This is a genomic window from Hydrogenophaga sp. (genome assembly GCF_030373245.1).
Taxonomy (GTDB): Bacteria; Pseudomonadota; Gammaproteobacteria; order Burkholderiales; family Burkholderiaceae_C; genus Hydrogenophaga.
On the sequence record NZ_JAUCZF010000005.1, the window covers coordinates 19179 to 44783 of the forward strand.

Sequence of the window (25605 nt, forward strand, 5' to 3'; positions counted from 1 at the left end):
CTTGAAATCCTGCGCTGCAGCGCCACATGACTGGTAATTCAACCCCTTGCGGAGTGACCCTTTCATGCGACTCGACAAACTCACCACCAAGTTCCAGGAAGCCCTGAGCGACGCCCAGACGCTGGCCTTGGGCAACGACAACGCTTACATCGAACCAGCCCACCTGCTGGCCGCCATGCTGCGCCAGGCTGATGGTCCGCAATCGCTGCTGCAGCGTGCCAGTGTCAACGTACCAGGCCTGACCAAGGCTGCCGAAGCGGCGGTGAAGAAGCTGCCCAGCGTGCAAGGGCATGATCAGGTCACCGTTGGTCCCGAATTGGCCAAGCTGTTGCAGGCGACCGAAAAGGAAGCCATCAAGCGTGGCGACCAGTTCCTGGCCAGCGAGCTGTTCCTGCTCGCGCTGGCCGATGCCAAAGGCGATCTGGGCCGGATGGCAAACGAAAGCGGGCTCACGCGCAAGGGGCTGGAGGCGGCCATCGACGCGGTGCGCGGCGGCCAGAAGGTGGACAGCCCGGAAGCCGAAGGTCAGCGCGAAGCGCTCAAGAAATACACCATGGACCTCACCGAGCGCGCCCGCGCCGGCAAGCTCGACCCGGTGATCGGCCGCGACGATGAAATCCGCCGTGCCATCCAGGTGCTGCAGCGCCGCACCAAGAACAACCCGGTGCTCATCGGCGAGCCCGGGGTGGGCAAGACTGCCATTGTGGAAGGACTGGCGCAGCGAATCGTCGCCGGCGAGGTGCCCGATTCGCTCAAAGGCAAGCGCGTGCTCAGCCTGGACATGGCCGCGCTGCTGGCCGGCGCCAAGTTCCGCGGCGAGTTCGAGGAGCGCCTGAAATCGGTGCTCAACGAGCTGGCCAAGGATGAAGGCCAGACCATCGTCTTCATTGACGAGCTGCACACCATGGTGGGCGCGGGCAAGGCCGAAGGTGCGATGGACGCCGGCAACATGCTCAAGCCCGCGCTGGCGCGCGGCGAATTGCATTGCGTGGGTGCCACCACATTGGACGAGTACCGTAAGTACATTGAAAAAGATGCGGCGCTGGAGCGCCGCTTCCAGAAAATCCTGGTGGGCGAGCCGAGCGTGGAGGCGACCATTGCCATCCTGCGCGGCCTGCAGGAAAAGTACGAGGTGCACCATGGCGTGCAGATCACCGACCCGGCCATCGTGGCCGCCGCCGAGCTCAGCCACCGCTACATCACAGACCGTTTCCTGCCCGACAAGGCGATCGACCTGATCGACGAGGCGGCGTCCAAGATCAAGATCGAGCTCGACTCCAAGCCCGAGGTGATGGACAAGCTCGACCGCCGGCTGATCCAGCTGCAGATCGAGCGCGAGGCGGTGCGCCGCGAGAAGGACGAGTCGTCGCAAAAGCGGTTTGCGCTGATTGAAGAAGAGATCGGCCGCGTGGAGAAGGAAATCTCCGATCTGGACGAAATCTGGAAGGCCGAGAAGGCGCAGGCGCTGGGTTCCAAGGACGTGATGGAAGAGATGGACCGCATCCGCTCACAGATCAAGTCCTACACCGACAAGGGCGACTTCAACAAGGTGGCCGAGCTGCAATACGGCAAGCTGCCCGAGCTGGAGAAACGTCTGAAGGACGCCCAGGAGGTCGAGTCTGGCAAAGCGGCTGATAAGGACGGCAAGGGTCGCCACCAGTTGCTGCGCACCCAGGTGGGTGCCGAAGAGATCGCCGAGGTGGTGGCGCGTGCCACCGGCATTCCTGTGGCCAAACTGATGCAGGGTGAGCGCGACAAGCTGCTTGTGATGGAAGACAAGCTGCACCAGCGCGTGGTCGGCCAGGACGAGGCGATCGGCGCTGTGGCCAACGCGATCCGTCGCTCGCGCTCGGGCCTGTCTGACCCGAACCGGCCCACTGGCTCCTTCCTGTTCCTCGGCCCCACCGGCGTGGGAAAGACCGAGCTGTGCAAGGCGCTGGCGGGCTTCCTGTTTGACACCGAAGAACACCTGGTGCGCATCGACATGAGCGAGTTCATGGAGAAGCACTCGGTGGCCCGCCTGATCGGTGCCCCTCCCGGCTATGTGGGTTACGAAGAGGGCGGCTATCTCACCGAGGCGGTGCGTCGCAAGCCCTACAGTGTGCTGCTGCTCGATGAGGTCGAGAAGGCGCACCCGGACGTGTTCAACGTGCTCTTGCAGGTGCTGGATGATGGCCGCCTGACCGATGGCCAGGGCCGCACCGTGGATTTCAAAAACACGGTGATCGTCATGACGAGCAACATCGGCTCCCACCTGATCCAGGCGATGGTCGGTCAGCCCTACGAAGAGGTGAAGGATGCGGTGTGGGGCGAGCTCAAGGAGCATTTCCGGCCGGAGTTCTTGAATCGCATCGACGAGACGGTGGTATTCCATGCCCTCGACGCGGCGCATATCGAGGCCATCGCCGGCATCCAGCTCAAGGCGCTGCAGGCCCGCCTGCACAAGATGGACTTGCGGCTGGAGGTGTCGCCCGCGGCGCTGGCCGAACTGGCCAAGGTGGGCTTTGACCCGGTGTTTGGTGCGCGACCGCTCAAGCGCGCCATCCAGCAGCGCATCGAGAACCCGCTGTCCAGGCTGCTGCTCGAAGGTCGCTATGCGCCGAAGTCGGTGATTCCAGTGGACGTTGACCCGGTGCGCTACCCAGGCGTTTTCACGTTTGGCGAGGCGGTGCTGGCCGACTGACCTGGCCAGCGGCTGCCCCGCGGCGAGGGGCGTCGGGCAAGGTGCGAGCAGATGAGGCGGGCTGGCGTGCGTGCGCACCAGCCTGCCCCAACACAAGTGTGTGAATTGGACAACATGCTGCGACGGGTTTGGGAGTAGGTGTCTGCAATTTGCAGGGTCCGTGGCGTCTCGGAACTCGGAGACGCTAAGCTCACGGTCGATCTCGCCACCCCAATCACCCCGAGACCCATGGGTCCAGCTACTTCGAATCACCACCACGCAGATTTGCTGAGCCATTGCTTCCAGGAGGCGGAACGGCGCGTGCCCGAGCTGACCCGCCGCTGCATCGATGCCATGCTCAGTTCGCTTCAGGCGGCCGAAGGCGCGAGTCTGCACAACCGGCAGCGTCAGCTGTTTGCGCGTGCGACCATCAGCCTGGCGCAAAACCGCGTGGTGCTCATCCAGACCTACCCGCGTCGGCTGAGCGAGGGATTCGACAACCGATCCAGCGAGCCAGGCATGTCGGGCTTGGCCGAACTGTCGGACTCTTCGATGCTGCAGCTGGTGGACGACGCTGCGGTCAATGAATCGCTGGAGTCGGTGAGACTGCTGCAAAACCTTCTGCCGCTGGTCGAGCACGCCTTGCCGATCCTGGATGCGCGCATGAGTTCGCTCATCGGCCTGGATACGGTGGCGGTGGAGAAAAACCCCTTGCGGCCCTCCGTGTTTGCACGCGAGCTGCGCGATCTGATGGCCGAAGTGGAACCAGACGGCGACGTGCGTTCGTTGTGGATGCAGCACATCGCCCACGTGCTGGGTCGAGAGCTTGGTCAGCTCTACGAGCAGCTGGCACTGATGTTGCAGCAGGCCAATGTGCAGGAGGCCAGCTACCGCATCCGGTTGGTCGAAGACCCCGAGGCCTCGCGGGCTGTGGCCGCATCCGCGTCCGCGACCAGCGTGCCCGACCTGCTCGCTGAACAGGGCATCGGCAGGGGGGCCTCGTGGGAAGACGCTCGTGTGGCATTGCCTGCGATGCCATCGCTGGCGAGATCCCGTTCCGAAGTGGAGAGCGGCGTTTTCCAGGCTTTCCTGGGTCGCCGCGAACCGGTCTTCGACCAGCCACTTGATAGCGCCTATTACGACGAGCTTCAACGCGAGCACGCCGCCGTTGATGCGCAGGCCGCGCTGCCGTTGCCTGACTCTGCGGCGCTCGCGCAATCCTTGCAAGCGCTGCGCGGACTGCCGGTGGTGGAGCGGCCGAGCCTGCCCGTATCGGTGAACTCCGCATTGAATGCGGATGACTGGGGTCGCTTTGGTCTGGCCCATGAGCGCACCCGTGTCCTGCTGGAGCTGAAGCAACGCGCACAGCGAGCCTCTCAGGCGATTGGGCTGGATCTTGTGCGCAAGCTCGTCAACCAGGTGGCGCGTGATCCGCTGTTGCTGTCGCCCGTGCGCGAAGCGGTGGTGGCGCTGGAGCCGGCCTTGCTGTGCCTGGCGCTGACAGAGCCGCGGTATTTCGCCGAGGCCGACCACCCCGCCCGCCGCCTGGTGGAGGAGGTCGCACAGCGCAGTTTCCGCTTCAACGACGAATTTGCTGCGGAATTTCAAGCCTTCATGGGCCCGGTGCGCGAAGCTTTCAACCGGCTCAATGCGGGGCGCTCAGACGACCCGCAGCCGTTTTCTTTGGCCCTGCAAGGGCTGAAGAGCGGCTGGGCGGCGGCGGACCAGGCCGAACAGGCGGCTCGTGACGAAAAGCTCGGCGCGCTTCGCCTTGCTGAGACCCGGCAGGAGCTGGCCGACCAGATTGCCTGGGAAATCAGCCTGCGTCCGGATGTCTTCAACGCCCCCGAGCTGGTGCTCAATTTCCTGTACGAAACCTGGTCTCTGGTGATCGCGTCTTCCCAGCTGCAAGGCGCTGGTGCAGAAGCGCAGACGCAAGCCTGGCGCACGGTCGTGGGGACGCTCCTTTGGAGCGTACGAGAAGAAACGCTGCGCCAGCCCAAGGAGGTGTTTGAACGCATCCCGGGCCTGGTGAAGGCTCTGCAGGAGGGCCTGGCGATGCTGGGCAAGCCCCAGCAAGAGTCCCAGGCTTTTTTTGATGCCTTGATGCGCCTGCACAGTCCCCTGCTGAAACTGCGCCGGGCTCGCGCACGCCATGATGCGCGGCAGTCGGATTTCACGCCTCTGGACATGGGCGAGAAGCTGGAGCCGGTCAAACGGGTGGTGACCGCGGTGCAGCGGCCCTTTGTGACAGCCCAGCCGTGGATGGCGGCCCAGGAGTGGGCCAACGCGGGTTTCGAAGACACGCGGCCGACTTCGCACGAGTCAGATTTCTCGCTCGAACCTGACATGCTGGAACCCGAAGTCGCCGCCGATCCACCAGAGAAGGCACCACTGAGCGACGCGCAGTCGCCCGTTGTGCAGCGCCAGGACGCCGAGCTGGTGCTGGGGCGGTTGCGCAAGGGAACCCGGGTCGATCTGTTCTCTCAAGGGGAGTGGCTTCGGGCCGAGCTGGTCTGGGCCAGCGCCCGAGGTGCGCTTTTCCTGTTCACCAGCACGGGTGGCCGGTCGCACACCATGACCCGGCGCAGCTGCGAACGGCTCATCCGGCAGCGCTGGCTTCGGCCGGTGGAGTCCCACGTGGTGGTGGATGACGCGCTGAAAGCGGTGCTGCAACCCGCTTTGACCACCCAGGAACCCGCCTGGGCTGACACCGAGTCGGACGCGCTGGGCTGAGGGGCTTCGGGCGCGTCCTTGCCTGGGCGCTGGGGTGGTGCGTCTATTGTTCAATGGCCTCGCTGACTATCATGGCCCCATGACCCAAGCTCCACCCGACATTCCCATGCGCGCGCTGTTCGACGCCCAATACCAGGCCAGTCGAGCCCAGATTGATGTGTCGCTGGTGGTCCGGCGCGACCGCCTCAAACGCATGCGTGACCTCATCAACACCCACGGCGCGGCTCTGGCCGATGCCGTTCAGGCCGACTTCGGCGTGCGCTCGCCACAGCTCACCGAGGTCGCCGACTTTCTGGTCCTGCGTGCCTTGCTGGGCGACCTCGAAAAGCACCTGACCGCCTGGACCAAACCGCAGCGCGTGAAGACACCGCTCTACCTTAAGCCGGCCAGCGCCTATATCCAGCGCCAGCCGCTGGGCGTGGTGGGCGTGATCGGACCCTGGAACTACCCGCTGCAACTCACGCTGGGCCCGGCTGCTACCGCACTGGCGGCCGGGAATCGGGTGATGATCAAACCCAGCGAGCTCACGCCGCACAGTTCGGCCTTGCTTGCCAAGCTGCTGCACGAGGCCTATGCGGCCGACGAGTTGTGCGTGGTGCAAGGCGGGGCTGATGTGGCGCACGAGTTTGCCAGTCTGCCGTTTGACCACCTGCTGTTCACCGGCTCCACCGCAGTGGGCCGCAAGGTCGCTGCCGCGGCCGCGGCCAACCTCACACCCACCACGCTGGAGCTGGGCGGCAAATCGCCTTGTGTGATCGATCGCTCGGTCGACATGGCCGACGCGGCGCTCAAGATCGCGCACGGCAAGCTGCTCAATGCCGGCCAGACCTGCATCGCGCCCGACTACGTGCTGCTGCCACGCGGCATGGAGGCGGCGTTCGAGCAGGCGTTCACCGCCGCCGTGCAGCGCCTGTTTCCCAGCATCGCTGGCAACCCGGACTACACCGCCATCCTCACCGAGCGCCATCTGGCTCGTTTGCAATCACTGGTGACCGATGTGGCATCGCAAGGTGCTCGCGTGGTGGCGCTGGGGCAGGGTGGCCAGCCTGTTAAGCGCCAGATGGCGCCCACCCTGGTGTTTGACGCACCCGCCGATTCGCGCTTGATGGCCGAAGAGATCTTCGGTCCCGTGCTGCCGGTGCTGGCCTACGACGGCATGGACGACGCGGTGCGCTACATCAACGAGCGGCCTCGCCCTCTGGCCCTGTACTGGTTCGGCACCGACCACCTGGCCTGCGACCGCCTGCTCAGCCGCACCGTGAGCGGCGGCGTGACAGTGAACGACACGCTGATGCACATCGCCCATGAGAACCTGCCGTTTGGTGGCGTGGGTGAAAGCGGCTGGGGTGCTTATCACGGCGAAGCAGGTTTCCTGCGCTTCACGCAGCAAAAGCCGGTGCTGGTGCAGTCACGCTTCGCGATGGGCGACCTGTTCTACCCGCCCTACGGTACGAAGTTCGACCGCGTGATGGGTTTGCTCAAGCGCTGGCTCTGAGCGGCCCGTGCGGGAGCGTTGCCACGCGCTCAGTTGAGTGTGGGCTGATCGAAATCGGTCTCAGCTTCTTCCGAGAGGGTGGAGTCGACTGGCTGCAGATAGCCGTCGGCCTGCAGGTGGCGAGCAAGGTCCGATACATCGGTGCCCAGCAGTACGGACAGTTCTTCCTCGCTGCGCCGGCCATTGGCCAGCAGCAGCAAGCTGTAGGCGCAGCGCCCGAAGCGCGCCGGCTGGACGAGCATGTCCCAGGCCTTGTCGGTTTTGCGGAATCGTCGATGCGTGTTCATGTTGGCTTCCCCTGGATGACGCCATGCGAGTGGCGTTTGAAGTGCATCTGCAAGATGCGTACCAGCGTAGTTCCGGTGTGTGACACGCCATTGACAGTGCGCAGGTTCCGTCCGAGGGGTGCATCCCTCACCAGGGCGGTGCATGGCCCAATGCGGAGGTCCAGTTCTGTGCACTGTCGCGCGTTCGCCAGCAAGGCAGCAAGCGGCGGCGTACCATAGCTGCCTCATGACCACCGCCGCCCTCGACGTTCCCGCCGCCGCGCCACCGGTCCCGTTGAAACGCGACGCGACCGTGATCGGGCTGGTCGGCCTGGCGCACGGCACATCCCATTTTTCTCATCTGCTGCTGGCACCCCTGTTCCCGGTGTTCATCCGCGACTTCGGTCTGAGCTATTCCGATGTCGGTTTGTTGGTCAGCATCTTTTTCGTGATTTCGGGCGTGGGGCAGGCACTGGCGGGCTTCGTGGTCGACCGCCTGGGTGCCCGCCCGGTGCTGTTCGCTGCCATCTTCTGCTTTTTGCTGGCCGCGCTGTCGGCCTCTCAGGCCACCGGTTACAGCGGTCTGGTGCTGGTGGCGTGTCTGGCCGGGCTGGGCAATGCACCGTTTCACCCGGCGGACTTCACCATCCTCAATCAGCGGGTATCTGCGCCGCGCCTGGGTCACGCCTTCAGCGCCCATGGGCTCACCGGCAACCTGGGATGGGCGCTGGCGCCGGTGTTTCTTGTTGGAATCACCGCGCTGGCCGACTGGCGCACCGCGTACTTCGCAGCGGCCGCTCTGTATGCGGTCGTGCTGAGCGTGCTGTTCTGGCAGCGTGACCATCTGCGCACGGAGGTGGTGGTGCGCGAACAGAATGCACCCAGAGGGGCCGAGCTCGCTTACCTCAAGCTGCCGGTGGTCTGGTGGTGTTTTGCATTTTTCCTGCTGTCCACCATGACCCTGGCGGTGGTGCAGAGCTTTGCCCCGTCTATCCTGCAAAGCCTTCATGGCGTGAGCATGGAAGCCGCTACGCTCACCGTCAGCGCCTACATGCTCAGCGGCGCGGTGGGCATGCTGGTGGGTGGGTTTGTGGCGGCCTATGGTCAGCAACACCGCTTGTCCAGCGAGCGGGTGGTGGCCTACGCCATGTCGGCCGGCGCGCTGCTGCTGTTGGTCTGCGCCACCGGCTGGCTGGGGAATGTGGGCACCATGGTAGCGCTGGCCGCCACCGGGTTTGCCGTCGGCGTGGGCGGCCCGAGCCGCGACATGATGATCAAGAAGGCCACGCCCAAAGGTGCGACCGGCCGTGTCTATGGCACGGTGTACTCCGGACTGGACGTGGGCTTCGCCCTGTCGCCGGTGGTGTTCGGCCAACTCATGGACCGTGGCTGGTACAGCGCCACGCTGGTCGGTGCCGCACTCGTTCTGTTCCTCGCCGTGTTTGCTGCCCTCGGCGTGGGTCGCCGCGCGGCCTGACCTTGTCTACCTTCCATTGCCCATGACTTCGCGACTCGCTGGCCACCTCCTGGTCGAATGCCTCATTGCCCAGGGTGTGACCCACGCCTTTGGCGTGCCGGGCGAAAGCTACCTCGCGGTGCTGGACGGTTTTCACGCCCACGCCGATCGCATCCGCTTCATCACCAACCGCCAGGAGGGGGGAGCCGCCTTCATGGCCGAGGCACAGGGCAAGCTCACCGGCCGTCCCGGCGTGTGTTTCGTGACGCGGGGGCCGGGCGCCACCAACGCGTCCATCGGCGTGCACACGGCGTTCCAGGATTCCACCCCCATGGTGCTGTTCGTGGGTGACGTGGCCAGCGATGCGCGCGACCGCGAGGCCTTCCAGGAAGTGGATTACGCGGTTTTCTTCGGCCCCAGTACCAAGGGCATGGCCAAGCGGGTGGAGCGCATCGACGACGCGCGGCGCATTCCCGAGTACGTGGCGCGCGCCTTTGCCACCGCCATGAACGGTCGGCCAGGGCCCGTGGTGCTAGTGCTGCCCGAGGACATGCTGACCGAGACGGTGGATGCCGAACCTTTGCCACGCCTGGAGCCGGTGCAGAGCTGGGCCGACCCGGGCTCGCTGCGCCAGCTGCGTGAGCTGCTGCTCGCGGCCGAGCGCCCCTTGGTGCTGGCCGGCGGTGGCGGCTGGACGTCGCAGGCCGCTGCGGCGCTGCAGCGCTTCGCTGAGAACTGGCAGCTGCCGGTGGCCAACACCTTCCGCTTCCAGGATACGTTCGATAACCACCACCCGCTCTACGCTGGCGACGTCGGTCTGGGCATCAACCCGGCGCTGGCCCGGCGTGTGCGGGAGAGCGATCTGCTGATCGCCATCGGCCCGCGCCTGGGCGAATCCACCACCGGCGGCTACACGCTGATCGAAGCGCCGCTGCCGAAGCAGAAACTGGTGCATATCCACGCCAGTGCCGAGGAACTGGGCCGCGTCTACCAGCCCACGCTGGCCATCTGCGCCACCATGAACGCGGCGGCACGTTGCCTGGAGGTCCTGAGTGCACCGCCTCAGTTGCCCTGGGTCGACTGGACCGCAGCCTGCCATGCCGATTACGAAGTCAATGTCGATGTGCGCAACGGCGGCATTCGATTGCCCGGCCCCATCGACATGCCGGCCATCATCCATTCGCTGCAATCGCATCTGCCAGCCGATGCAGTGCTCACCAACGGCGCCGGCAATTTCGCAAGCTGGCTGCACCGCTTCTACTGCTACCACGGCCTGGTGAAAGGGCACAAAACCCAGCTCGCGCCCACCAACGGTGCCATGGGTTACGGCGTACCGGCTGGCATAGCGGCGTCCATTCTCACTGGGCGTACCGTGTTCACCATCGCTGGAGATGGCGACTTCCTCATGAACGGGCAGGAACTGGCCACCGCCGTGATGCATGGGGCGCGCAGCATCATCCTGCTGGTCAACAACGCCAGTTTCGGCACCATCCGCATGCACCAGGAGCGCGAGTACCCGGCTCACGTCAGCGGCTCGTCCCTGACCAACCCCGATTTGTGCGCCCTTGCGCGGGCCTATGGCTACGCCGCCGAACAGGTGTTGACCACCGAAGGGTTCGAGCCCGCGCTCCAGAGGGCGTTGGCCGCCGAGGGCGGTACGGTGATCGAGTTGCTGCTCGACACCGAGGTCATCACCACCCGCGGCACGCTCAGTGCCATCCGCGAACAGGCGATCAAGACTGGTCGCTGACCGCTTGGTTTGCCCGGGCCGCCCAAGCACAAAAAAGCCCGGAAAACCGGGTCGAAGTGTCGGTTGGGTGCCGAAAAGTTCGGAACTATGTCACACGCAGCGTGGCACCGTGATACCTCTCGCGGCGTCGCAGGAGTCCTACATTGGAACCACTGAAACACCGATGGAGGGCTGAATCATGTGGCAAGTCAATGAATCCGGATGGGGCACCAGCGCAGGCGCTGCACACGTTCGACACGACAGCCCCGGCCTGGGCTTTGGGCAAATGCTGCGGGTGCTCGACGAGATCGACTACGGCATCCTCGTCATCAACGCGCACAGCCAGATCCTGCAGACCAACCACCTGGCACGACACGAGCTGCTCACCGGCCACCTGATCGCGTCGGTCAGCAACACGCTGACTGGCCGCAATACCGAGCTCAGCGAGCAGATCCAGACCGGGGTGGAGCATGCTTGCCGCGGTCAGCGCAAGCTGGTGTTTCTCAAAGTCGACCAGCGCGAGCTGCCAGTGGCTTTCATCCCGCTCAGTCACCCGCTGGAGACCGACTCGCCCTCGGTGCTCGTGCTGCTCTCGCGCCAGAACGCTTGCGACAACTTGGCCGTCCGCATGTACGCCCGCGCTCAACATCTGAGCCCAAGTGAGGAGGGCGTGATGATCAGCCTGTGCCGTGGACTGGAGGTGGCCGACATCGCCAAGGAAAACGGCGTGGCCCAGTCCACCGTGCGCAGCCAGGTCAAGTCGCTGCGCGAAAAAACCGGCTGCGCCAGCATCCGCCGCCTGATCCAGCGCGTCAACAGCCTGCCGCCCGTGGTGCCTGCCTTGCGCATCATCACGCCGATGCCTCACAATGCCTCGGAGTTTGCTCACCCTTGATCGCTGAATGCCCCGCGCCATTGCCCCCCCCGACCCAGACAATCCGCACCATCACATCGAGGCCTTGGCCGAGATGGGGGTGCAACGGCGCTATCGGCGCGGCGCACTGCTGATTCAGGAAGGCGAACTGGGCGACACGCTGTACATCGTGCTCCAGGGCCGGCTACGGGCTTTTCTGGGGGACAACAGCGGAAAGGAACTCACCCTCGGCGTCTACGGCCCATTGGAGTACGTGGGCGAAATGTCGCTCGACGGCGGGCCTCGCTCTGCCAACGTGGAGGCGCTGGAAACCAGCCTGTGTGCGGTGGTCACGCGCGACATCCTGCTCGCCTACATCGCGGCCCAGCCCGAATTCGCGCTGGAGCTCATGGGCCGACTCATTCGCCGCGCCCGCCTCGCCACCGAGAGCGCGCGCAGCGTGGCCCTGATCGATGTGTACGGCCGCCTGGTGCGCCTGCTCAACCAGATGGCCTGTGAGGCCGACGCCCACGGCGAGCGCGTGCTGCGCGAGCGCATCACCCACCAGGCCATGGCGCAACACCTGGCTTGCTCGCGCGAAATGGTCAGCCGCCTGATGCGTGATCTGGAAACCGGCGGCTACGTTGAGGTGCGTGAGCGCTGGATCTGGCTGCTCAAGACTTTGCCGGCGCGCTGGTAAGCCGGCGGCAAAGCGCCTCTGAGTCCCATACCTTGTCGCTGCGCTGGGTCGACTCAGGCGCGGTTGATCCGGCGGCGGGCCTCTTGGGGCGCGGATGAGCTGGTCCCCGCCAGCCGCGCCGTGCTGCCACTCAGACTGCCCGTGCCCAGAACACCCCAGAGGGCGGCATTGTCGTCGCTGGGTTGCAGCGTGTCCGGCACCTTTTTCACGCCGGGTCGCTGCGGCCGGCCCGCGTCGGGGTCGGGCCTTTGGGGCGAGTAGCGCGCGAAACGGCTCAGGGCGCCCAGGCCCGGGTCAAACACCCGCCGCGTGCCGCCCACGCTGATGGTGCGCTGCCCGGTCGAGAGGCTGTTGAAGGTGCCGCTGCGGCGGATCGGGGTCGGGTTGGCCGGGTCGTCGACGAAGCTGTTCAGGTTGCCGCTGGTGTCGTAGCGTGCATCTTCAAAGTAAGACTGGCGCGCGCCGGTGTGCTGGCCCAGGGCCACGTCGTCGCGCTCGATGTAGGCGTCGAATGGCCAGGTGTGTTGGCCCTGGTTGATGACGCGCACCTGCCAGTCGCCAAAGGGGGCGGTGGCCGTGTGGGCGTCCCAGGCAAAGGTGGGCGCGAGCGCGAGCAGGGCGCAGGTGCCGTGGGCACCGAGGGCCGAGCGATGCGGCACGATGAGGCCGCAGATCGGGTGTGCGTCTCGGCTGCCCTCCGGTTTGCCTGTCCACAAGCCAGCCTGCCCTAATTTCAGTGGAGGCAATGGCTCGCTGGCGCCCGGTGGCGTCACTTCGATGGCCACCGCGTCGGCGCTCTCGGGCAGCCAGATTTCCAGGAAGCTCTGCGTGCGGTCGTCGGGCTGTACGCGCCAGTGCAGGGTTTCGCACGCGCCGGGCTTGAGCTCGGCGTTGGCGTGGGTGCGGCTCTGGTAGGCGTTGCCCGCGGGCACGGTGATCTGCAGCTTGCCACCCAGCAGCTCAATGGCCTGGTCCATCGCCGCTTCCAGGATGGAGCTGCCGTCGTGAGGTCCGGCCAGCGTGCCCCAGCTGATGTTGACCACCAGCTCGGCGCTGGGCGCACAGCGCACCAGGATGAACATCAGCGCGTCGAGCACGCTCACGTTCATCGCACCGCCTGAAGTGTCCAGGATGTTGGACCAGTCCAGCTGCACCGCGATCAGGTCGCATCGGCTGGCCGCGTCCTTGTGCGGCAGGTGCGGCGTGGCCGAGCCGGCCGCCAGGCTCATCACATGGGTGCCGTGGTTCACTGGCCGCGCCAGATCCCATAGCTGGAAGTGGCGGTACAGCGCGTCTTCGTCCAGCGCGCCACCGGGGGGGGTGTAGCGGGCCATGGCCGCGTTGATGGTGGCGGCATCAAGCGTGTGGCCGTAGCCCATTTCGGGTGGGGTGGGGCCGGCTCGCGCCGGGTCCAGCGGCACATGGCCATCCCCATGGTGGTTCTGCCCTGGCCAGGGGCCGCCGTAGCAGCTGTCCTGGCGCCAGAAATGCTTCACGCGCGTGCGGCCGCGGGCATCCAGAAACGCGGCATTGGCCAGCGCCAGACCGCCGTCGATCAAGCCCAGCACCGGGCCGCGCAGACGGCGCGGCGCCGCCGCCCGGGAGGCGTTGAGGTGATGGTGTTCGCAGGGGTCTTGCAGTGGGTGCGTGTGTTGCCCAACAGGCAAGCCCAGCTCCAGGCGCTGGATCAGTGCCTGGAAATCCGGGCGGCGACGGAGCCGTTCAAAAAACTGAGGCCGCACGCGAGCACTGCAATAGCGCAGGCCGGGCAGGGTACGGCGCAAGTCCAGATACACCCGCGGAATCTGCAGCCAGCGGGTGCTGGAGGCGGCCACCAGCGCGGCCACATCGACGCCGGGCGCCAGCTCGATCACGATGGGCAGCCATTTCAGCGGCTCGTGCCCACCGTGGCGCCGGGCATAACCAGCAAAGTCATCGGCCTCGGCCCAGGCCAGGTAAGGGTCTTGTCCGTCGATGGCGCCAGGCCGGCTCCAAGGCGTGCCGGTGAAAGCGCCCTTGGGAAGCGGCTGCCAACGCAACCGCTGGCCGCTCATCGCCACTCCTTGACCGCTTCCTTCCAAAGCCAGTCCATCAGCGGCGAACGGGCCACGGGCGTGGCGCGTCCGGCCCGCGAATAACCGTGGCCGTGGTCCAGCGACTGATGCAGGGAGAAGTCGAGTGCACTGCCGTTGGGTTCCACGTAGTCCCGCGCATCGAAGCCGCGCTCGTGGGTTTTGCCACCGGTAGCGCGGGCCACCAGGAACTCGCCGAGAGCAGTGCCCAGAACGCGGCCGACCGCGCTGTCCACCGGATAGTGCACGCCGGCCACCACGCGGTTGGTCGCGATGCGCGCGGCCAGCCGTTGCAGCTGCTCGTGGCAGGCCTGGCCGTTTTTCTGCCCGCGCGGGGAGGCATCGTCCAGCAGGGCTTGCAGCACGGTCGCGGTGATGAAAGCTTCTGTTGCGTGGCCGCTGGGCCAGCTGCCGTGGCCCGGCGTTGGAATCATGGCCTGGATTTGCGGCGAGAGCTCGTCAGGCCGGATCACCGCAAACATGTGCTTGAACCGCATTTCCACGTGCACCGCCAGGCCAAACGCGAGGTCCAGCAGCTGCAAGGTCTTTTTGTGGCGATGCTCGTGCAGGCCGATGAGTGACGACCAGAAGGGCAGCGGAAAACCAATCTGCGCCACGATCTCGGCCGCGCGGTCGGGCCGCAGGTCGGCGTAGGCCGCCACCAGGGTCAGTTGCTGCTTGAGCTGGGCCCGGCTGGGTGCGCGCAGGGTCAGTAGTGTCTTGCGCTGGATGGCCCGCGCTTGCAGGTTGGCGTAACCCAGTGTGGCGCGTTTGGCGCTGTTGTTGGCATCAAACACCAGGCCTTCGACCAGCTCAGTGAAACAGGCGGTGACCCGGGGCCCGTCGGCCCAGCGAGCGAGGTTGTCCGGGTCGTTGAAGGCGGGCTCGGGTACGTGCAGGGCGGCGCCGGAGAAGGGGCCAACGATGGCTGCTCGGCTGATGGTGAGGGCATCAGCGGACCAAGCCACACCATACGCAGCACCTCCGCTCGCACCTCCACTCGCACCTCCGCTCGCACCTCCGCTCATGTCGTCTCCTTGCTGATTGAAATGGATCGCGTCATCAATGCAGGCCAAGCATTTCCAGTGCCTTGGCGCCACGCTGTCTCAAAGGACTGTTCCTGCCCGCAGCAAGATATTTCTGCAGGCTTAGGTCCGGTTGAAGCTTGAGCAGCACCGCAAACGATTCTCTGGCTTCTGCCACAAGACCTTGCTCGTACTGCGCTATGACCAGCGCCCGTATGGTGGGGACGTGATACCGATTCTTCTGGAGGGAGGACTGGCAGAGCTTGATGCTCTCTTCCAAACGCCCCATCGCAAGGCAGCTGTTGGCCAACATCATTTCAAAATAGTACTTCTGGGGATCCAAGGGCGACAGGTGCAGCGCTTGCTCTGCCTGTTTCATGGAGTCCTCAGGATCACCCCACATGGTCGACCACACGCTGTTGTACAGCCATGCCATCGGGTCGTTGGGGTTGCTCTGCGTCGCCTCGAGCAGCAGCCGGTGGGAGGCGTCGACATCGGTGCCCAAATGGCAAAGCGCGTGGCCCTTGATGGACATGGCTAACGTGCTGTTGGGCTCGAGATCGAGCGCCCGGTCGGCGATGCTGATCGCCCTTCGAAAATCGTTGGCTGGGTCGGGAGAAAGGCCTTGCACCACCTGCATGATGTGCCACTTGGCCAGCCAGGCCCAGGGTGCGGCCACGCGCTTGTGGCGTTCGGCCACGGCTTCGAGCAGCTGCTGGCTGCGCTGCAGGTCGCGCGGCGTGGAGCGGTGCATGAGCGTGATCCCGCCGAGCATGAGGGCATTGCTGTCGAGCTGGGGAAGGGGCAGCACCAGGCTGCGCTGCACCTCGGCATTGAGCAGGGCATGGGTGCAGGCGGTGCTGAGTTGATGGATGAGCTCGCTGTGCAGCTGCATCAGGTCCAGCGTGTCGCCGCTGAGGCGGTCGGCCCACACCACCTCACCGCGGCGGGTATCGGCCAGCTCGGCGGTGATGAGCACCTTGTCGCCCAGCACCGCGTAGCCACCGCTGAGGACAAAGGTGGCGTCGAGCCGGGCGTCGATTTCGCCAGGTGTGGCCTGGCGGCCGCGAAACGCGGTGGTGGACAGGCGTGCGATGACGCGGATGTCCTGGCTGCGGGCGAGCTGGGCAATGACGCCGTCGGCGATCAGCTCACCGATCACGAAATGCTCGGGCGCGGGTGTGCGGGCGTCAAACGGAATGACGGCAATGGAAGGCCGGAAATCGCTGGCCGGTGCTTCGCGCCTCTCGGGCCGCCAGCTGGGCTGATCCGCGCGCACCGGATTCACGCGCCAGGTGCGCACCGGTTCGGGCCAGTGCTTGAGGTAGCTCTCGCCCATGTCTTCCACTTCGCCGTCAACCCCGTCGACGATGGCGTCGCGCACCGGCGCGGTGACGATGATGTCGCCGGCTTCGCCCAGGCCAGCGACGCGCGCTGCCAGGTTGACACCGTGGCCGTACACATCGTGTTCGCCTACGTAAAGGTGGCTGGCGTTGATGCCGGCGCGCAGGTGCAGCTGCTGGTCGGCGGGCAGGGGTCGGTTGATGCGGGGGAAAAACTGATTGAGGGCGAGAGCAGTTCGCACCGCGTCCACCGGCTCGTCGAACTCGGCCAGCAGCCCGTCACCCAGGCTTTTCACGAGGCGGCCATGGTGCCGGGGCAGGACCTCGCGGCTCGCATGGTCCATGAAGGCGCGCCAGTGCTGGACCACCGCTTCTTCATGCCCCGCCATCAAGCGCACCGACTCCACCAGATCCACCACGAGCACCACCTTGTAGGCCTCCAAAGGGAGGCCAAGTGCGGAATGCACTTGGTGTCCCCCTGCGGGAGATTTCATGTTGGGGGGTGGGCCGCTCGACGTCATACCTCGTCCGGGGGGTGTGTTTCAAACAGTTTCGCACAGATGGGGGATGTTTTGCCCGAATGCGTGTTGGACAGCGGCCGCTGTAGCGTCGTGCTGGCGATCAGATTGAGGGCCAGACCGCGGCATCCGAGCTGCGCCTGGCGTGCTGCCGCGGAGGCCATGTGCCAGCGGGCTGTGAGGTGATGAGCGCGTGGCGGTAGCGGCGGCAAGGCCTGAGCAGGCGCCGACGAGGTTGCCCGAAAGGGCTGGGGACGCTCAGCGCGCCAGAGGGGTGGCCTCGGCCACGGCCTGCACGCGGCGTGCGCCGTTGAAGCGGGTTTCCCAGTAGGCCTTGCGCATGTCTTCGACACGTACGGTAGACCCGGAGCGCGGCGAGTGGATGAACTTGCCGTCACCCACGTAGATGCCGACATGGCTGAAGGCGCGGCGCATCGTGTTGAAGAACACCAAGTCGCCCGGCTTGAGGTCGTTGCGCTCGATGGGATCGGTGGCCGCGGCCTGTTCTTCGGCCCGTCGGGGAAGCACCTTGCCCAGTGACTGTTCAAACACTGCGCGCACAAAGCCGCTGCAGTCAAAACCGGTTTCGGCGCTGTTGCCGCCGTACTTGTAGGGCACGCCGAGGAAACCCATGGCATTCATCACAAGTTGCGAAGCGGTATCACCGACCGCGTCACCAGCGCGTTGAAGCTGATCGCCCAGGCGCTGTACCAATCCCTTGTCGACCAGCAAAGCGTCCATGCTGTCGTAGGCAGGCTGGCCGGGGCCAGCAAACGCCGACGCCGACAGGCTGAACACAAGAGGCAACAACCAGCGTTTCATGGTGGCGCGACGATAGATGCAAAGGATGCAGAAGTCAAGTGAGGAAATTGGCGGAAATGCTTGATTTCGCTTGCAATTCCTCGCTTCGGTTTGATTGACAGATCGCTGGTTGGGGGTGTGTGCCCTGAAGACACTGCGCTTGGCCGAGCCCCGCTGCCGCGGGTCGCAGTGACGCTGGGTCGTCATTTATCGGCGTTCAGACATCTGCCAGACGTTGATAGGGTGGGGCTTCGATCAACACGATGACTTTTGCTCAAATGATCAATAGCGATTTGGTTAGTTGATCAATAATGAATAAAGTGAACATTGTTCATTAAGATGACAAAAAATACTTGAAGATAGTTCTTTAACGAATTGATATATATAAGTTTTCTCATGAAAGTGAAGTTCGACGAGTTGATGCCCGTGCCCAGTCCGCAAGACCTGGCCGAGGCGCGGGAGCGCGTCCAGGAGCGCCAGGACCGACAGGCCCGTGCCAACAGCGCTCGCCGTGAGCAACTGCTCGACACGGCCCAGGCCTTGATCGACGCGCAGGGGCTGGACGGTTTCAACATGCGAGTGATGGCCCGGCGCGCGGGCTACACCGCGGGCGCGCTTTACGCCTATTTCGACGGCAAGGAAGGCATCCTGCTGGCCTTGCAGCGCCGGGTGCTGGACCGGCTGGCAGACGCTGTGCAGGGTGTGAGACCGTCCCGGCCTTCGCGCGGGACGCGACCCGGACCGGTGGGAAGGCAGGCGGTGGCGGTGGGTTTGCCGCAGCAGCTATATATCGCCCAGTCGCTGGCCTGGTGGCGGCGCCTGGCGCAAGACCCGGGCGGGTTCCAGTTGCTGCTGCTGCGCCCATCCTCGGTTGTGGCGGCTGGTGCGCTTGCAACTCAAAGCCCATTGGGTGGTCCAGCGGCCATGCTGGGCGACCTGGAAGCGGTGCTACAGCCCTGCCGAGATTCCTTGTTGGCCAGCGGGCTGGATGAAACAGAGGCCTACCTGCTGCACCGCGAGCTGGTGGCTTGCGGCCTGGGTCTGCTGACTCTGGCCACAGCCAGTGGCCACAGCGAGCCCGGCGGACTGGAGGCCCAGTGGCGCAGCACGCTGGAGCGGTGGCTGGCGGTGAGCCTGCGGCCGACCCAGTCCCCCCAGGCCGGCGATGGCACCCTGGCGGGGCCGATTGATCAAGCAGACCTGTTTGGCGAGTGATCCGTGATCGGTCAGCGACGACAATGGCAGGAACGCGCTGGCGCCGGGCTGATGCTGACCCGCTGTCAGCCCCTCCCTCCGACTCTCCAAGGATTGACGCATGCTGCTTGACGTAACCGATTCTCAACTGGTGCTGGTGGACTACCAGGCGCGTCTCATGCCAGCCTTGTGCCAGGGCCCGCTGGCACTGGCCAACGCCTTGCGCCTCGCTCAGACTGCTCAGTTGCTTCAAGTGCCTGTTTGGGGCACCGAGCAAAATCCTGAAAAATTGGGTGCCAACGCAGCCGAACTGCGCGCCTTGTGTCGCAAAACGTTGCCCAAGATGCACTTCAGCGCCGTGGCAGACGGGTTGCTCGACTGCCTGCGCCCACCGGTTCGCGCTGCGGGCGGCAACGCCCGCAGCTTGCCCAAGCACCTCCAAAAGCCAGCCACGGCCGCTGCGCCGGAGCGCGGCACCGTCGTCATCGGTGGCTGCGAGGCCCACGTCTGCCTGCTGCAGACGGCGCTGGAGCTGGTCGAGCAGGAGTGGGACGTTTGGGTGGTGACGGATGCTTGCGCTTCGCGCACCGAGCGCAACCGTGACGCTGCCTTCGATCGGTTGGCTGGCGCCGGCGTTGAGCTGGTCACCACGGAAATGGTGGTCTTCGAGTGGTTGCGCAGCGCCGACCACCCGGTGTTCCGGCCGGTTCAGGCCTTGATCAAATAAAACTGTTGGCGCCTTGAAGCGCCACCGGTCTGCGCGCGGCCCAGAGAAGGATGCCGCGTCAGCCTGTCGCAAGCCTGCTTCTCATAATTATGAATTCAGTTTGAAGCAGCCAGACCCTGGGTGGAACAGGGCAACCGGCGCCCCGATGCACCATCCAGGAGACCCTCATGACCCAGTCTTATGCCGATTTTTACCGCCGCTCGATCGATGATCGAGACGCGTTCTGGGCAGAAGAGGCCCAGCGTATTGAGTGGAAACAGCCGTTTCAACGGGTGTGCAACTACGACAACCCGCCGTTCGCGCGCTGGTTCGAAGGCGGGCTGACCAACCTGTGCCACAACGCGGTGGATCGCCACCTCAAGGACCGCCCGGACCAGAACGCGCTGATCTTTGTCTCCACCGAAACCGACACCGAGCGGGTCTACAGTTTCCGCGAGCTGCACGCCGAGGTGCAGCGCATGGCGGCCATCCTGCTGGCTCAAGGGGTGAAAAAGGGTGATCGGGTGCTGATTTACATGCCCATGATTGCCGAGGCCGCCTTCGCCATGCTGGCCTGCGCTCGCATCGGGGCCATCCACTCGGTGGTGTTCGGCGGCTTCGCCAGCCATTCCCTGGCCAGTCGCATTGAGGACGCTTCGCCCGTCGCCATCGTCAGTGCCGATGCGGGTTCGCGCAGCGGCAAGGTAGTGGAATACAAGCCGTTGCTGGATGAAGCGATTCGCCTGTCCACGCACAAACCAGCCAAAGTGGTCATGGTGGATCGCGGCCTGGCACCCTTTGCCAGTGTGGCCGGGCGCGATGTGGACTACGCCGCCGAGCGAAAGCAGGTGATGGACACGGAGGTGCCTTGCGAGTGGGTAGACGCCACCCACCCCAGCTACACGCTCTACACCAGCGGCACCACCGGCAAGCCCAAGGGCGTGCAGCGCGACACCGGTGGCTACGCCGTGGCGCTGGCCGCGAGCATGAAGCACATCTACATGGGAGAGCCGGGTGAAACCTATTTCTCCACCAGCGATATCGGCTGGGTGGTGGGCCACAGCTACATCATCTACGGCCCGCTCATCGCCGGCATGGCGACCATCATGTACGAGGGCTTGCCCATCCGCCCCGATGCTGGCATCTGGTGGCACCTGGTCGAGAAATACAAGGTCTCGGTGATGTTCAGCGCGCCCACCGCGGTGCGGGTGCTCAAGAAATACGACCCCTCGTTCATCAAGAAATACGACCTGTCCAGCCTCAAGGCACTGTTTCTGGCCGGCGAGCCGCTGGACGAGCCCACCGCCCAGTGGATTTCCGCGGAGCTGGGCAAGCCCATCATCGACAACTACTGGCAGACCGAGACCGGCTGGCCGATCCTCTCGCTGTGCAACGGCGTCGAGTCCGCACCGAGTAAGTTCGGCTCACCCGGCAAGGCGGTGTATGGCTACAACGTGCAGCTGCTGGACGATCAGACTGGGGAAGAGCTCAAGGGCAGCAACCAGAAGGGTGTGGTCGCCATCGAAGGCCCGCTGCCACCCGGTTGCATGCAGACCGTGTGGCAGGACGACGAGCGCTTCGTCAAGACCTACTGGTCCAGCGTGCCGGGCAAACTGGTCTACAGCACCTTCGACTGGGGCATTCGCGACGACGACGGGTATTTCTTCATCCTTGGCCGCACCGACGACGTGATCAACGTGGCCGGGCACCGGCTGGGCACGCGAGAAATCGAGGAGAGCATCTCCAGCCACCCGAAGATCGCCGAGGTGGCGGTGGTCGGTGTGGCCGATCAGCTCAAGGGCCAGGTGGCGATGGCGTTTGCTGTGGTCAAGGACGCCTCGCTGCTGACAGACGATGCGTCACGCCTGAAGCTTGAGGGCGAAGTGATGAAGCTGGTGGATGGCCAATTGGGTGCCGTGGCCCGGCCAGCGCGGGTGCGGTTTGTGACCGTACTGCCCAAGACGCGCAGTGGCAAGCTGCTGCGCCGCGCGATACAGGCCGTGTGCGAGGGTCGCGACGCCGGTGACCTGACGACCATGGACGATCCGGCCGCGCTGCAGCAGATCAAAGACTTGCTGGCCTGACGTCCTCGGCCCAACCACCCCGGTGCCGTCATGGTGCCGGGCTTGGCCGTGTCTGGACGATATTTCCATTTGGTGGATGCGCCCGGCATTTGTCCGTATGATGCATGCTTATATTGACAAAAGTGTGAGCAGTCATGGAACAAATGATCGGATCCGAAGCCAACATCGAGAAGGTGCGCGTCTTCGAAATGGCGGCCGAGCTGTTCGGTGTGCTGGCCACGCCCATGCGACTGCGCATCCTCAGCGCACTCTGCGACAAGGAAAAATCGGTGTCGCAGCTGCTGCAGGAAATCGACACCACCCAGCCCAACCTGTCGCAGCACCTCAACCTGCTGTACCGCGCCGGTGTGCTGGCCAAGCGCAAGGAAGGCACCCAGGTGATTTACCGGGTGCAAAGTGAAAAGGCGGTGATGCTGTGTCGCACCGTGTGCACGCAAATTGCGATCGAAATGGACGAGCCCAGTGCGGTTCCCGCATCTGAGCGCCTGTCGCCGCGCCTGATGTCCTGATCTCCAGCCCGTACCTATGCCTTCGATGATCGCCCGTTGTCTGCTGCCGGTTGCTGCTGTGTCGGTGCTGTCGGGTTGTGCGTTTGGTGGCGTGAACCTCGGCTTCTCCCTACCCATCGGCCGAAATGCCGGCGTCGGGGTGAGCGTGGGCAGCGATGGTCGCATTGGCACCAGCATCGGGGTGGGTGTGGGAGGCGGCTCGGTGAGTGTCGGTACGTCAGGACAGTTGCCACCTCCCGCGCCGTCTTCCGCCGAAAAAGAGCCAACCAGCAAGTAGTGCGGCTCCCCGTGAGCAGCTGGGCGTCGCGCTCAATTTTCTTGGTTCCCCACATGGGGCTGACACGCCGCTGTCAGTTGGTGTGAGCGCAACACACCCGTGTCGGTTGTGCCCATCCAGGGCATTCATGGCGCCGCTTTTCCCCGCTGCCGCAAAGGGGATGGCACAATCAGCCCTGCATTCAGTTCCTTCCACAGTCACTGTCGCATCCGCCAAACGGTCAAGCCGTGTCGCGGAAGGTTTGTTTTAACCAGCTAATGTTTCCTGCAGGGAAACGGAGGTCAGCGAATTCATGAGCGATTCCGCATCCGGCAACGTCTATGTTGCCTACAAGGGCAACTCGTACCTTTACGGTGGCAACGCGCCATACGTTGAAGAGATGTACGAAAACTACCTGGCCAACCCAGGCAGCGTGTCCGAATCCTGGCGTTCCTATTTTGACGCGCTGCAGCACGTGCCAGCCGTTGACGGAACCGATGTTCGCGACGTACCCCACCTCCCTGTCATCAACGCCTTTGCCGATCGTGCCAAGCAGGGCGGCACCCGCGTGGTCATCGCTGCCGGTGCCGATTCCGATCTGGGCCGCAAGCGCGTCGCCGTCCAGCAGCTGATCGCAGCCTACCGCAACGTGGGTGCGCGCTGGGCCGACCTTGATCCCCTCAAGCGCGACGAGCGCGACAACATCCCTGAGTTGGAGCCTTCTTTTTACGGCTTCACCGATGCCGACTACGAGACGGTGTTCAACACCAGCAACACTTTCTTCGGCAAAGAGGTGATGTCCCTGCGCGACCTGCTCAATGCGCTGCGCGAGACCTATTGCCGCACGGTGGGCCCAGAGTACATGTACGCCTCCGACCAGCGCGAAAAGCGCTGGTGGCAGGAGCAGCTGGAGAGCAAGCGCAGCAAGCCGGTGTTTGATGCGGAGAAGAAAAAAGAAATCCTCAAACAGCTCACGGCTGCCGAGGGCCTGGAGCGCTACCTGCACACCAAGTACGTGGGGCAGAAACGCTTCTCGCTGGAAGGCGGCGAGAGCTTCATCGCCTGCATGCACGAGCTGGTGCAACTCTCCGGCTCGCGTGGCGTGCAAGAGGTGGTGATCGGCATGGCGCACCGTGGTCGCCTGAACGTGCTGGTCAACACGCTGGGCAAGACCCCGGCCGGCCTGTTCGCCGAGTTTGACCACACCGCAGTGGAAGACCTGCCAGCGGGCGACGTCAAGTACCACCAGGGCTTCAGCTCGGACATCGCCACGCCGGGCGGTCCAGTACACCTGACGCTGGCATTCAACCCGTCCCACTTGGAGATCGTCAATCCTGTGGTCGAGGGCTCGGTGCGCTCGCGTCAGGAGCGCCGCAAGGACACCGATGGCGACAGCGTGCTGCCCATCCTGGTGCATGGTGATGCGGCTTTCGCCGGCCAGGGCGTGGTGATGGAGACGCTGGCCCTGTCTCAGACCCGTGGGTACTACACCGGCGGTACGGTGCATGTGGTGATCAACAACCAGATCGGCTTCACCACCAGCGACCCCCGCGACACCCGCTCCACCTTGTATTGCACCGATGTGGTCAAGATGATCGAGGCGCCGGTGCTGCACGTCAACGGCGACGATCCCGAGGCGGTGGTGTTCTGCACTCAGCTCGCCCTGGACTACCGCCAGGAGTTCAACAAGGACGTGGTGATCGACATCATCTGCTTCCGCAAACTGGGTCACAACGAGCAGGACACGCCAGCGCTCACGCAGCCGCTGATGTACAAGAAGATTGCTCAGCACCCAGGGACGCGAAAGCTGTACGCGGATCGGCTGGCAGCCCAGGGGCTGGGCGATACGCTGGGTGAGGAGATGGTCAAGGCCTACCGCCTGGCGATGGATGAAGGGCGTCATGCCAAGGAATTCACCATCACCAACGCGCACAACAAGTTCGTGGTGGACTGGTCGCCTCACCTCAAGGCCAAGTGGACCGACAACGCTGACACCAGCGTGCCCGAAAAAGAGTGGAAGCGCATTGCCGAGAAGATGACCACCATCCCGGCCAATGTTTCACCACACAATCTGGTCAAGAAGGTTTACGACGACCGAGCATCCATGGGTCGGGGCGAAATCAACGTCGACTGGGGCATGGGCGAGCACATGGCATTCGCCAGCCTGGTGGCCGCGGGCTATGGCATCCGGCTGTCGGGTGAGGACTGCGGCCGCGGCACGTTCACCCACCGGCATGCGGTGATCCACGACCAGAACCGCGAGAAGTGGGACAGCGGGACCTATGTTCCGCTGCAAAACATCAGCAGCGACCAGGGCCAGTTCACCGTCATCGACTCCATTCTCTCGGAAGAGGCCGTGCTGGGCTTTGAGTATGGTTTCGCCAGCAACGATCCCAACACCCTGGTGATCTGGGAAGCCCAGTTCGGCGACTTCCTCAACGGTGCGCAGGTGGTGGTGGACCAGTTCATCGCCAGCGGTGAAGTGAAGTGGGGCCGCTTGAACGGCATCACGTTGATGCTGCCGCATGGCTATGAAGGGCAGGGCCCAGAGCACAGCTCGGCCCGCATCGAGCGATTCATGCAACTGGCCGCCGACACCAACATGCAGATCGTGCAGCCGACCTCGGCCAGCCAGATCTTTCATGTGTTGCGTCGCCAGATGATCCGTCCGCTGCGCAAGCCGCTGATTCTCTTCACGCCCAAGTCACTTCTGCGAAACAAGGACGCCACCTCACCGCTGGTCGAGTTCACCAAAGGCCATTTCCAGACCGTGATCCCGGAGCAGAACCCGGATGTGGTCAAGAAAGCCGAGAAGGTCAAGCGCATCATCTGCTGCTCGGGCAAGGTCTACTACGATCTGGCGAAGAAGCGCCTGGAAATGGGCACGGAGGACACGGTGATCCTGCGGGTGGAACAGCTCTACCCGTTCCCGCACAAGGTGTTTTCCGCCGAAATCCGGAAGTACCCCAACGCCACCGACATCGTGTGGTGCCAGGACGAGCCGCAAAACCAGGGCGCCTGGTTTTTCGTGCAGCACTACATCCACGAGAACATGCTGGACGGCCAGCGTCTGGGCTACGCCGGTCGTACCGCTTCGGCGTCGCCGGCCGTGGGCTATGCGCACCTGCACCAGGAGCAGCAGAAGACCTTGATCGAAGCTGCCTTCAGCAAGCTCAAGGGCTTCATCCTCACCAAGTAAA

The 25605-nt window shown here is 64.5% G+C and carries 18 protein-coding genes; 13 read left to right on the forward strand and 5 right to left on the reverse strand.

Annotated features, from left to right (window positions below; all coding sequences use genetic code 11):
- The first annotated feature begins 64 nt into the window (after positions 1-64).
- From clpB to QUV25_RS12300, 3 genes are all read left to right on the forward strand, one after another.
- Positions 65-2683, forward strand: a complete 2619-nt coding sequence (gene clpB / locus QUV25_RS12290; protein ID WP_300864283.1) for an ATP-dependent chaperone ClpB — start codon at positions 65-67, stop codon at positions 2681-2683.
- Between the two features lie 228 nt (positions 2684-2911).
- The gene (locus tag QUV25_RS12295; RefSeq protein WP_300864285.1) at positions 2912-5398 is read left to right on the forward strand and encodes a DUF1631 family protein; all 2487 of its coding nucleotides are present in this window, start codon (positions 2912-2914) and stop codon (positions 5396-5398) included.
- A gap of 79 nt (positions 5399-5477) precedes the next feature.
- Positions 5478-6893, forward strand: a complete 1416-nt coding sequence (locus QUV25_RS12300) for a coniferyl aldehyde dehydrogenase (RefSeq protein WP_300864288.1) — start codon at positions 5478-5480, stop codon at positions 6891-6893.
- 29 nt (positions 6894-6922) lie between these two features.
- Here the strand turns inward: QUV25_RS12300 and QUV25_RS12305 are convergent, their stop codons facing one another.
- On the reverse strand, positions 6923-7180 hold the full coding sequence (locus tag QUV25_RS12305) for a hypothetical protein (protein ID WP_300864289.1): 258 nt from the start codon (positions 7178-7180) through the stop codon (positions 6923-6925).
- 226 nt (positions 7181-7406) lie between these two features.
- On the opposite strand from QUV25_RS12305, the gene QUV25_RS12310 reads away from it, so the two are divergent.
- The 4 genes from QUV25_RS12310 (at position 7407) to QUV25_RS12325 (ending at position 11897) form a co-directional block, all read left to right on the forward strand.
- Positions 7407-8636 (forward strand): MFS transporter, encoded by a 1230-nt coding sequence (locus QUV25_RS12310; protein WP_300864291.1) that lies wholly within the window; start codon positions 7407-7409, stop codon positions 8634-8636.
- A gap of 22 nt (positions 8637-8658) precedes the next feature.
- Positions 8659-10365: a thiamine pyrophosphate-binding protein gene (locus tag QUV25_RS12315; protein WP_300864292.1), complete on the forward strand. Its 1707-nt coding sequence runs from the start codon at positions 8659-8661 to the stop codon at positions 10363-10365.
- 178 nt (positions 10366-10543) lie between these two features.
- Complete coding sequence (locus QUV25_RS12320; RefSeq protein WP_300864293.1) at positions 10544-11239, forward strand: LuxR C-terminal-related transcriptional regulator; 696 nt, start codon at positions 10544-10546, stop codon at positions 11237-11239.
- Positions 11240-11246: 7 nt separating this feature from the next.
- Positions 11247-11897, forward strand: coding sequence for a Crp/Fnr family transcriptional regulator (locus QUV25_RS12325; RefSeq protein ID WP_300864294.1), 651 nt, complete (start codon positions 11247-11249; stop codon positions 11895-11897).
- 53 nt (positions 11898-11950) lie between these two features.
- Here QUV25_RS12325 and QUV25_RS12330 read toward each other — a convergent pair whose 3' ends face one another.
- The 4 genes from QUV25_RS12330 to QUV25_RS12345 all read right to left on the reverse strand — a co-directional run bounded on the left by QUV25_RS12330 (position 11951) and on the right by QUV25_RS12345 (position 17677).
- Entirely contained in the window at positions 11951-13951 is a 2001-nt protein-coding gene (locus QUV25_RS12330) for a hypothetical protein (protein WP_300864295.1), read from the reverse strand.
- Positions 13948-14937, reverse strand: coding sequence for a phosphatase PAP2 family protein (locus QUV25_RS12335; RefSeq protein WP_300864297.1), 990 nt, complete (start codon positions 14935-14937; stop codon positions 13948-13950). The genes QUV25_RS12330 and QUV25_RS12335 overlap by 4 nt, the downstream gene beginning before the upstream one ends.
- A gap of 94 nt (positions 14938-15031) precedes the next feature.
- Positions 15032-16804: an adenylate/guanylate cyclase domain-containing protein gene (locus tag QUV25_RS12340; protein ID WP_300864299.1), complete on the reverse strand. Its 1773-nt coding sequence runs from the start codon at positions 16802-16804 to the stop codon at positions 15032-15034.
- Positions 16805-17113: 309 nt separating this feature from the next.
- Positions 17114-17677, reverse strand: a complete 564-nt coding sequence (locus tag QUV25_RS12345) for a C40 family peptidase (RefSeq protein WP_300864300.1) — start codon at positions 17675-17677, stop codon at positions 17114-17116.
- A gap of 375 nt (positions 17678-18052) precedes the next feature.
- On the opposite strand from QUV25_RS12345, the gene QUV25_RS12350 reads away from it, so the two are divergent.
- The 6 genes from QUV25_RS12350 (at position 18053) to QUV25_RS12375 (ending at position 25604) form a co-directional block, all read left to right on the forward strand.
- Positions 18053-18871, forward strand: a complete 819-nt coding sequence (locus QUV25_RS12350; RefSeq protein ID WP_300864302.1) for a TetR/AcrR family transcriptional regulator — start codon at positions 18053-18055, stop codon at positions 18869-18871.
- Positions 18872-18971: 100 nt separating this feature from the next.
- A complete protein-coding gene (locus tag QUV25_RS12355) occupies positions 18972-19577 on the forward strand; it encodes an isochorismatase family protein (RefSeq protein WP_300864304.1) in 606 nt (201 codons plus the stop codon).
- Positions 19578-19744: 167 nt separating this feature from the next.
- Positions 19745-21640, forward strand: a complete 1896-nt coding sequence (locus tag QUV25_RS12360) for a propionate--CoA ligase (RefSeq protein ID WP_300864306.1) — start codon at positions 19745-19747, stop codon at positions 21638-21640.
- 134 nt (positions 21641-21774) lie between these two features.
- The gene (locus QUV25_RS12365) at positions 21775-22149 is read left to right on the forward strand and encodes a metalloregulator ArsR/SmtB family transcription factor (protein WP_291009085.1); all 375 of its coding nucleotides are present in this window, start codon (positions 21775-21777) and stop codon (positions 22147-22149) included.
- Positions 22150-22165: 16 nt separating this feature from the next.
- Entirely contained in the window at positions 22166-22426 is a 261-nt protein-coding gene (locus QUV25_RS12370; RefSeq protein WP_300864312.1) for a hypothetical protein, read from the forward strand.
- A 292-nt stretch (positions 22427-22718) separates the two neighbouring features.
- Positions 22719-25604: a 2-oxoglutarate dehydrogenase E1 component gene (locus tag QUV25_RS12375; RefSeq protein ID WP_300864314.1), complete on the forward strand. Its 2886-nt coding sequence runs from the start codon at positions 22719-22721 to the stop codon at positions 25602-25604.
- The last annotated feature ends 1 nt before the right edge of the window (position 25605 follow it).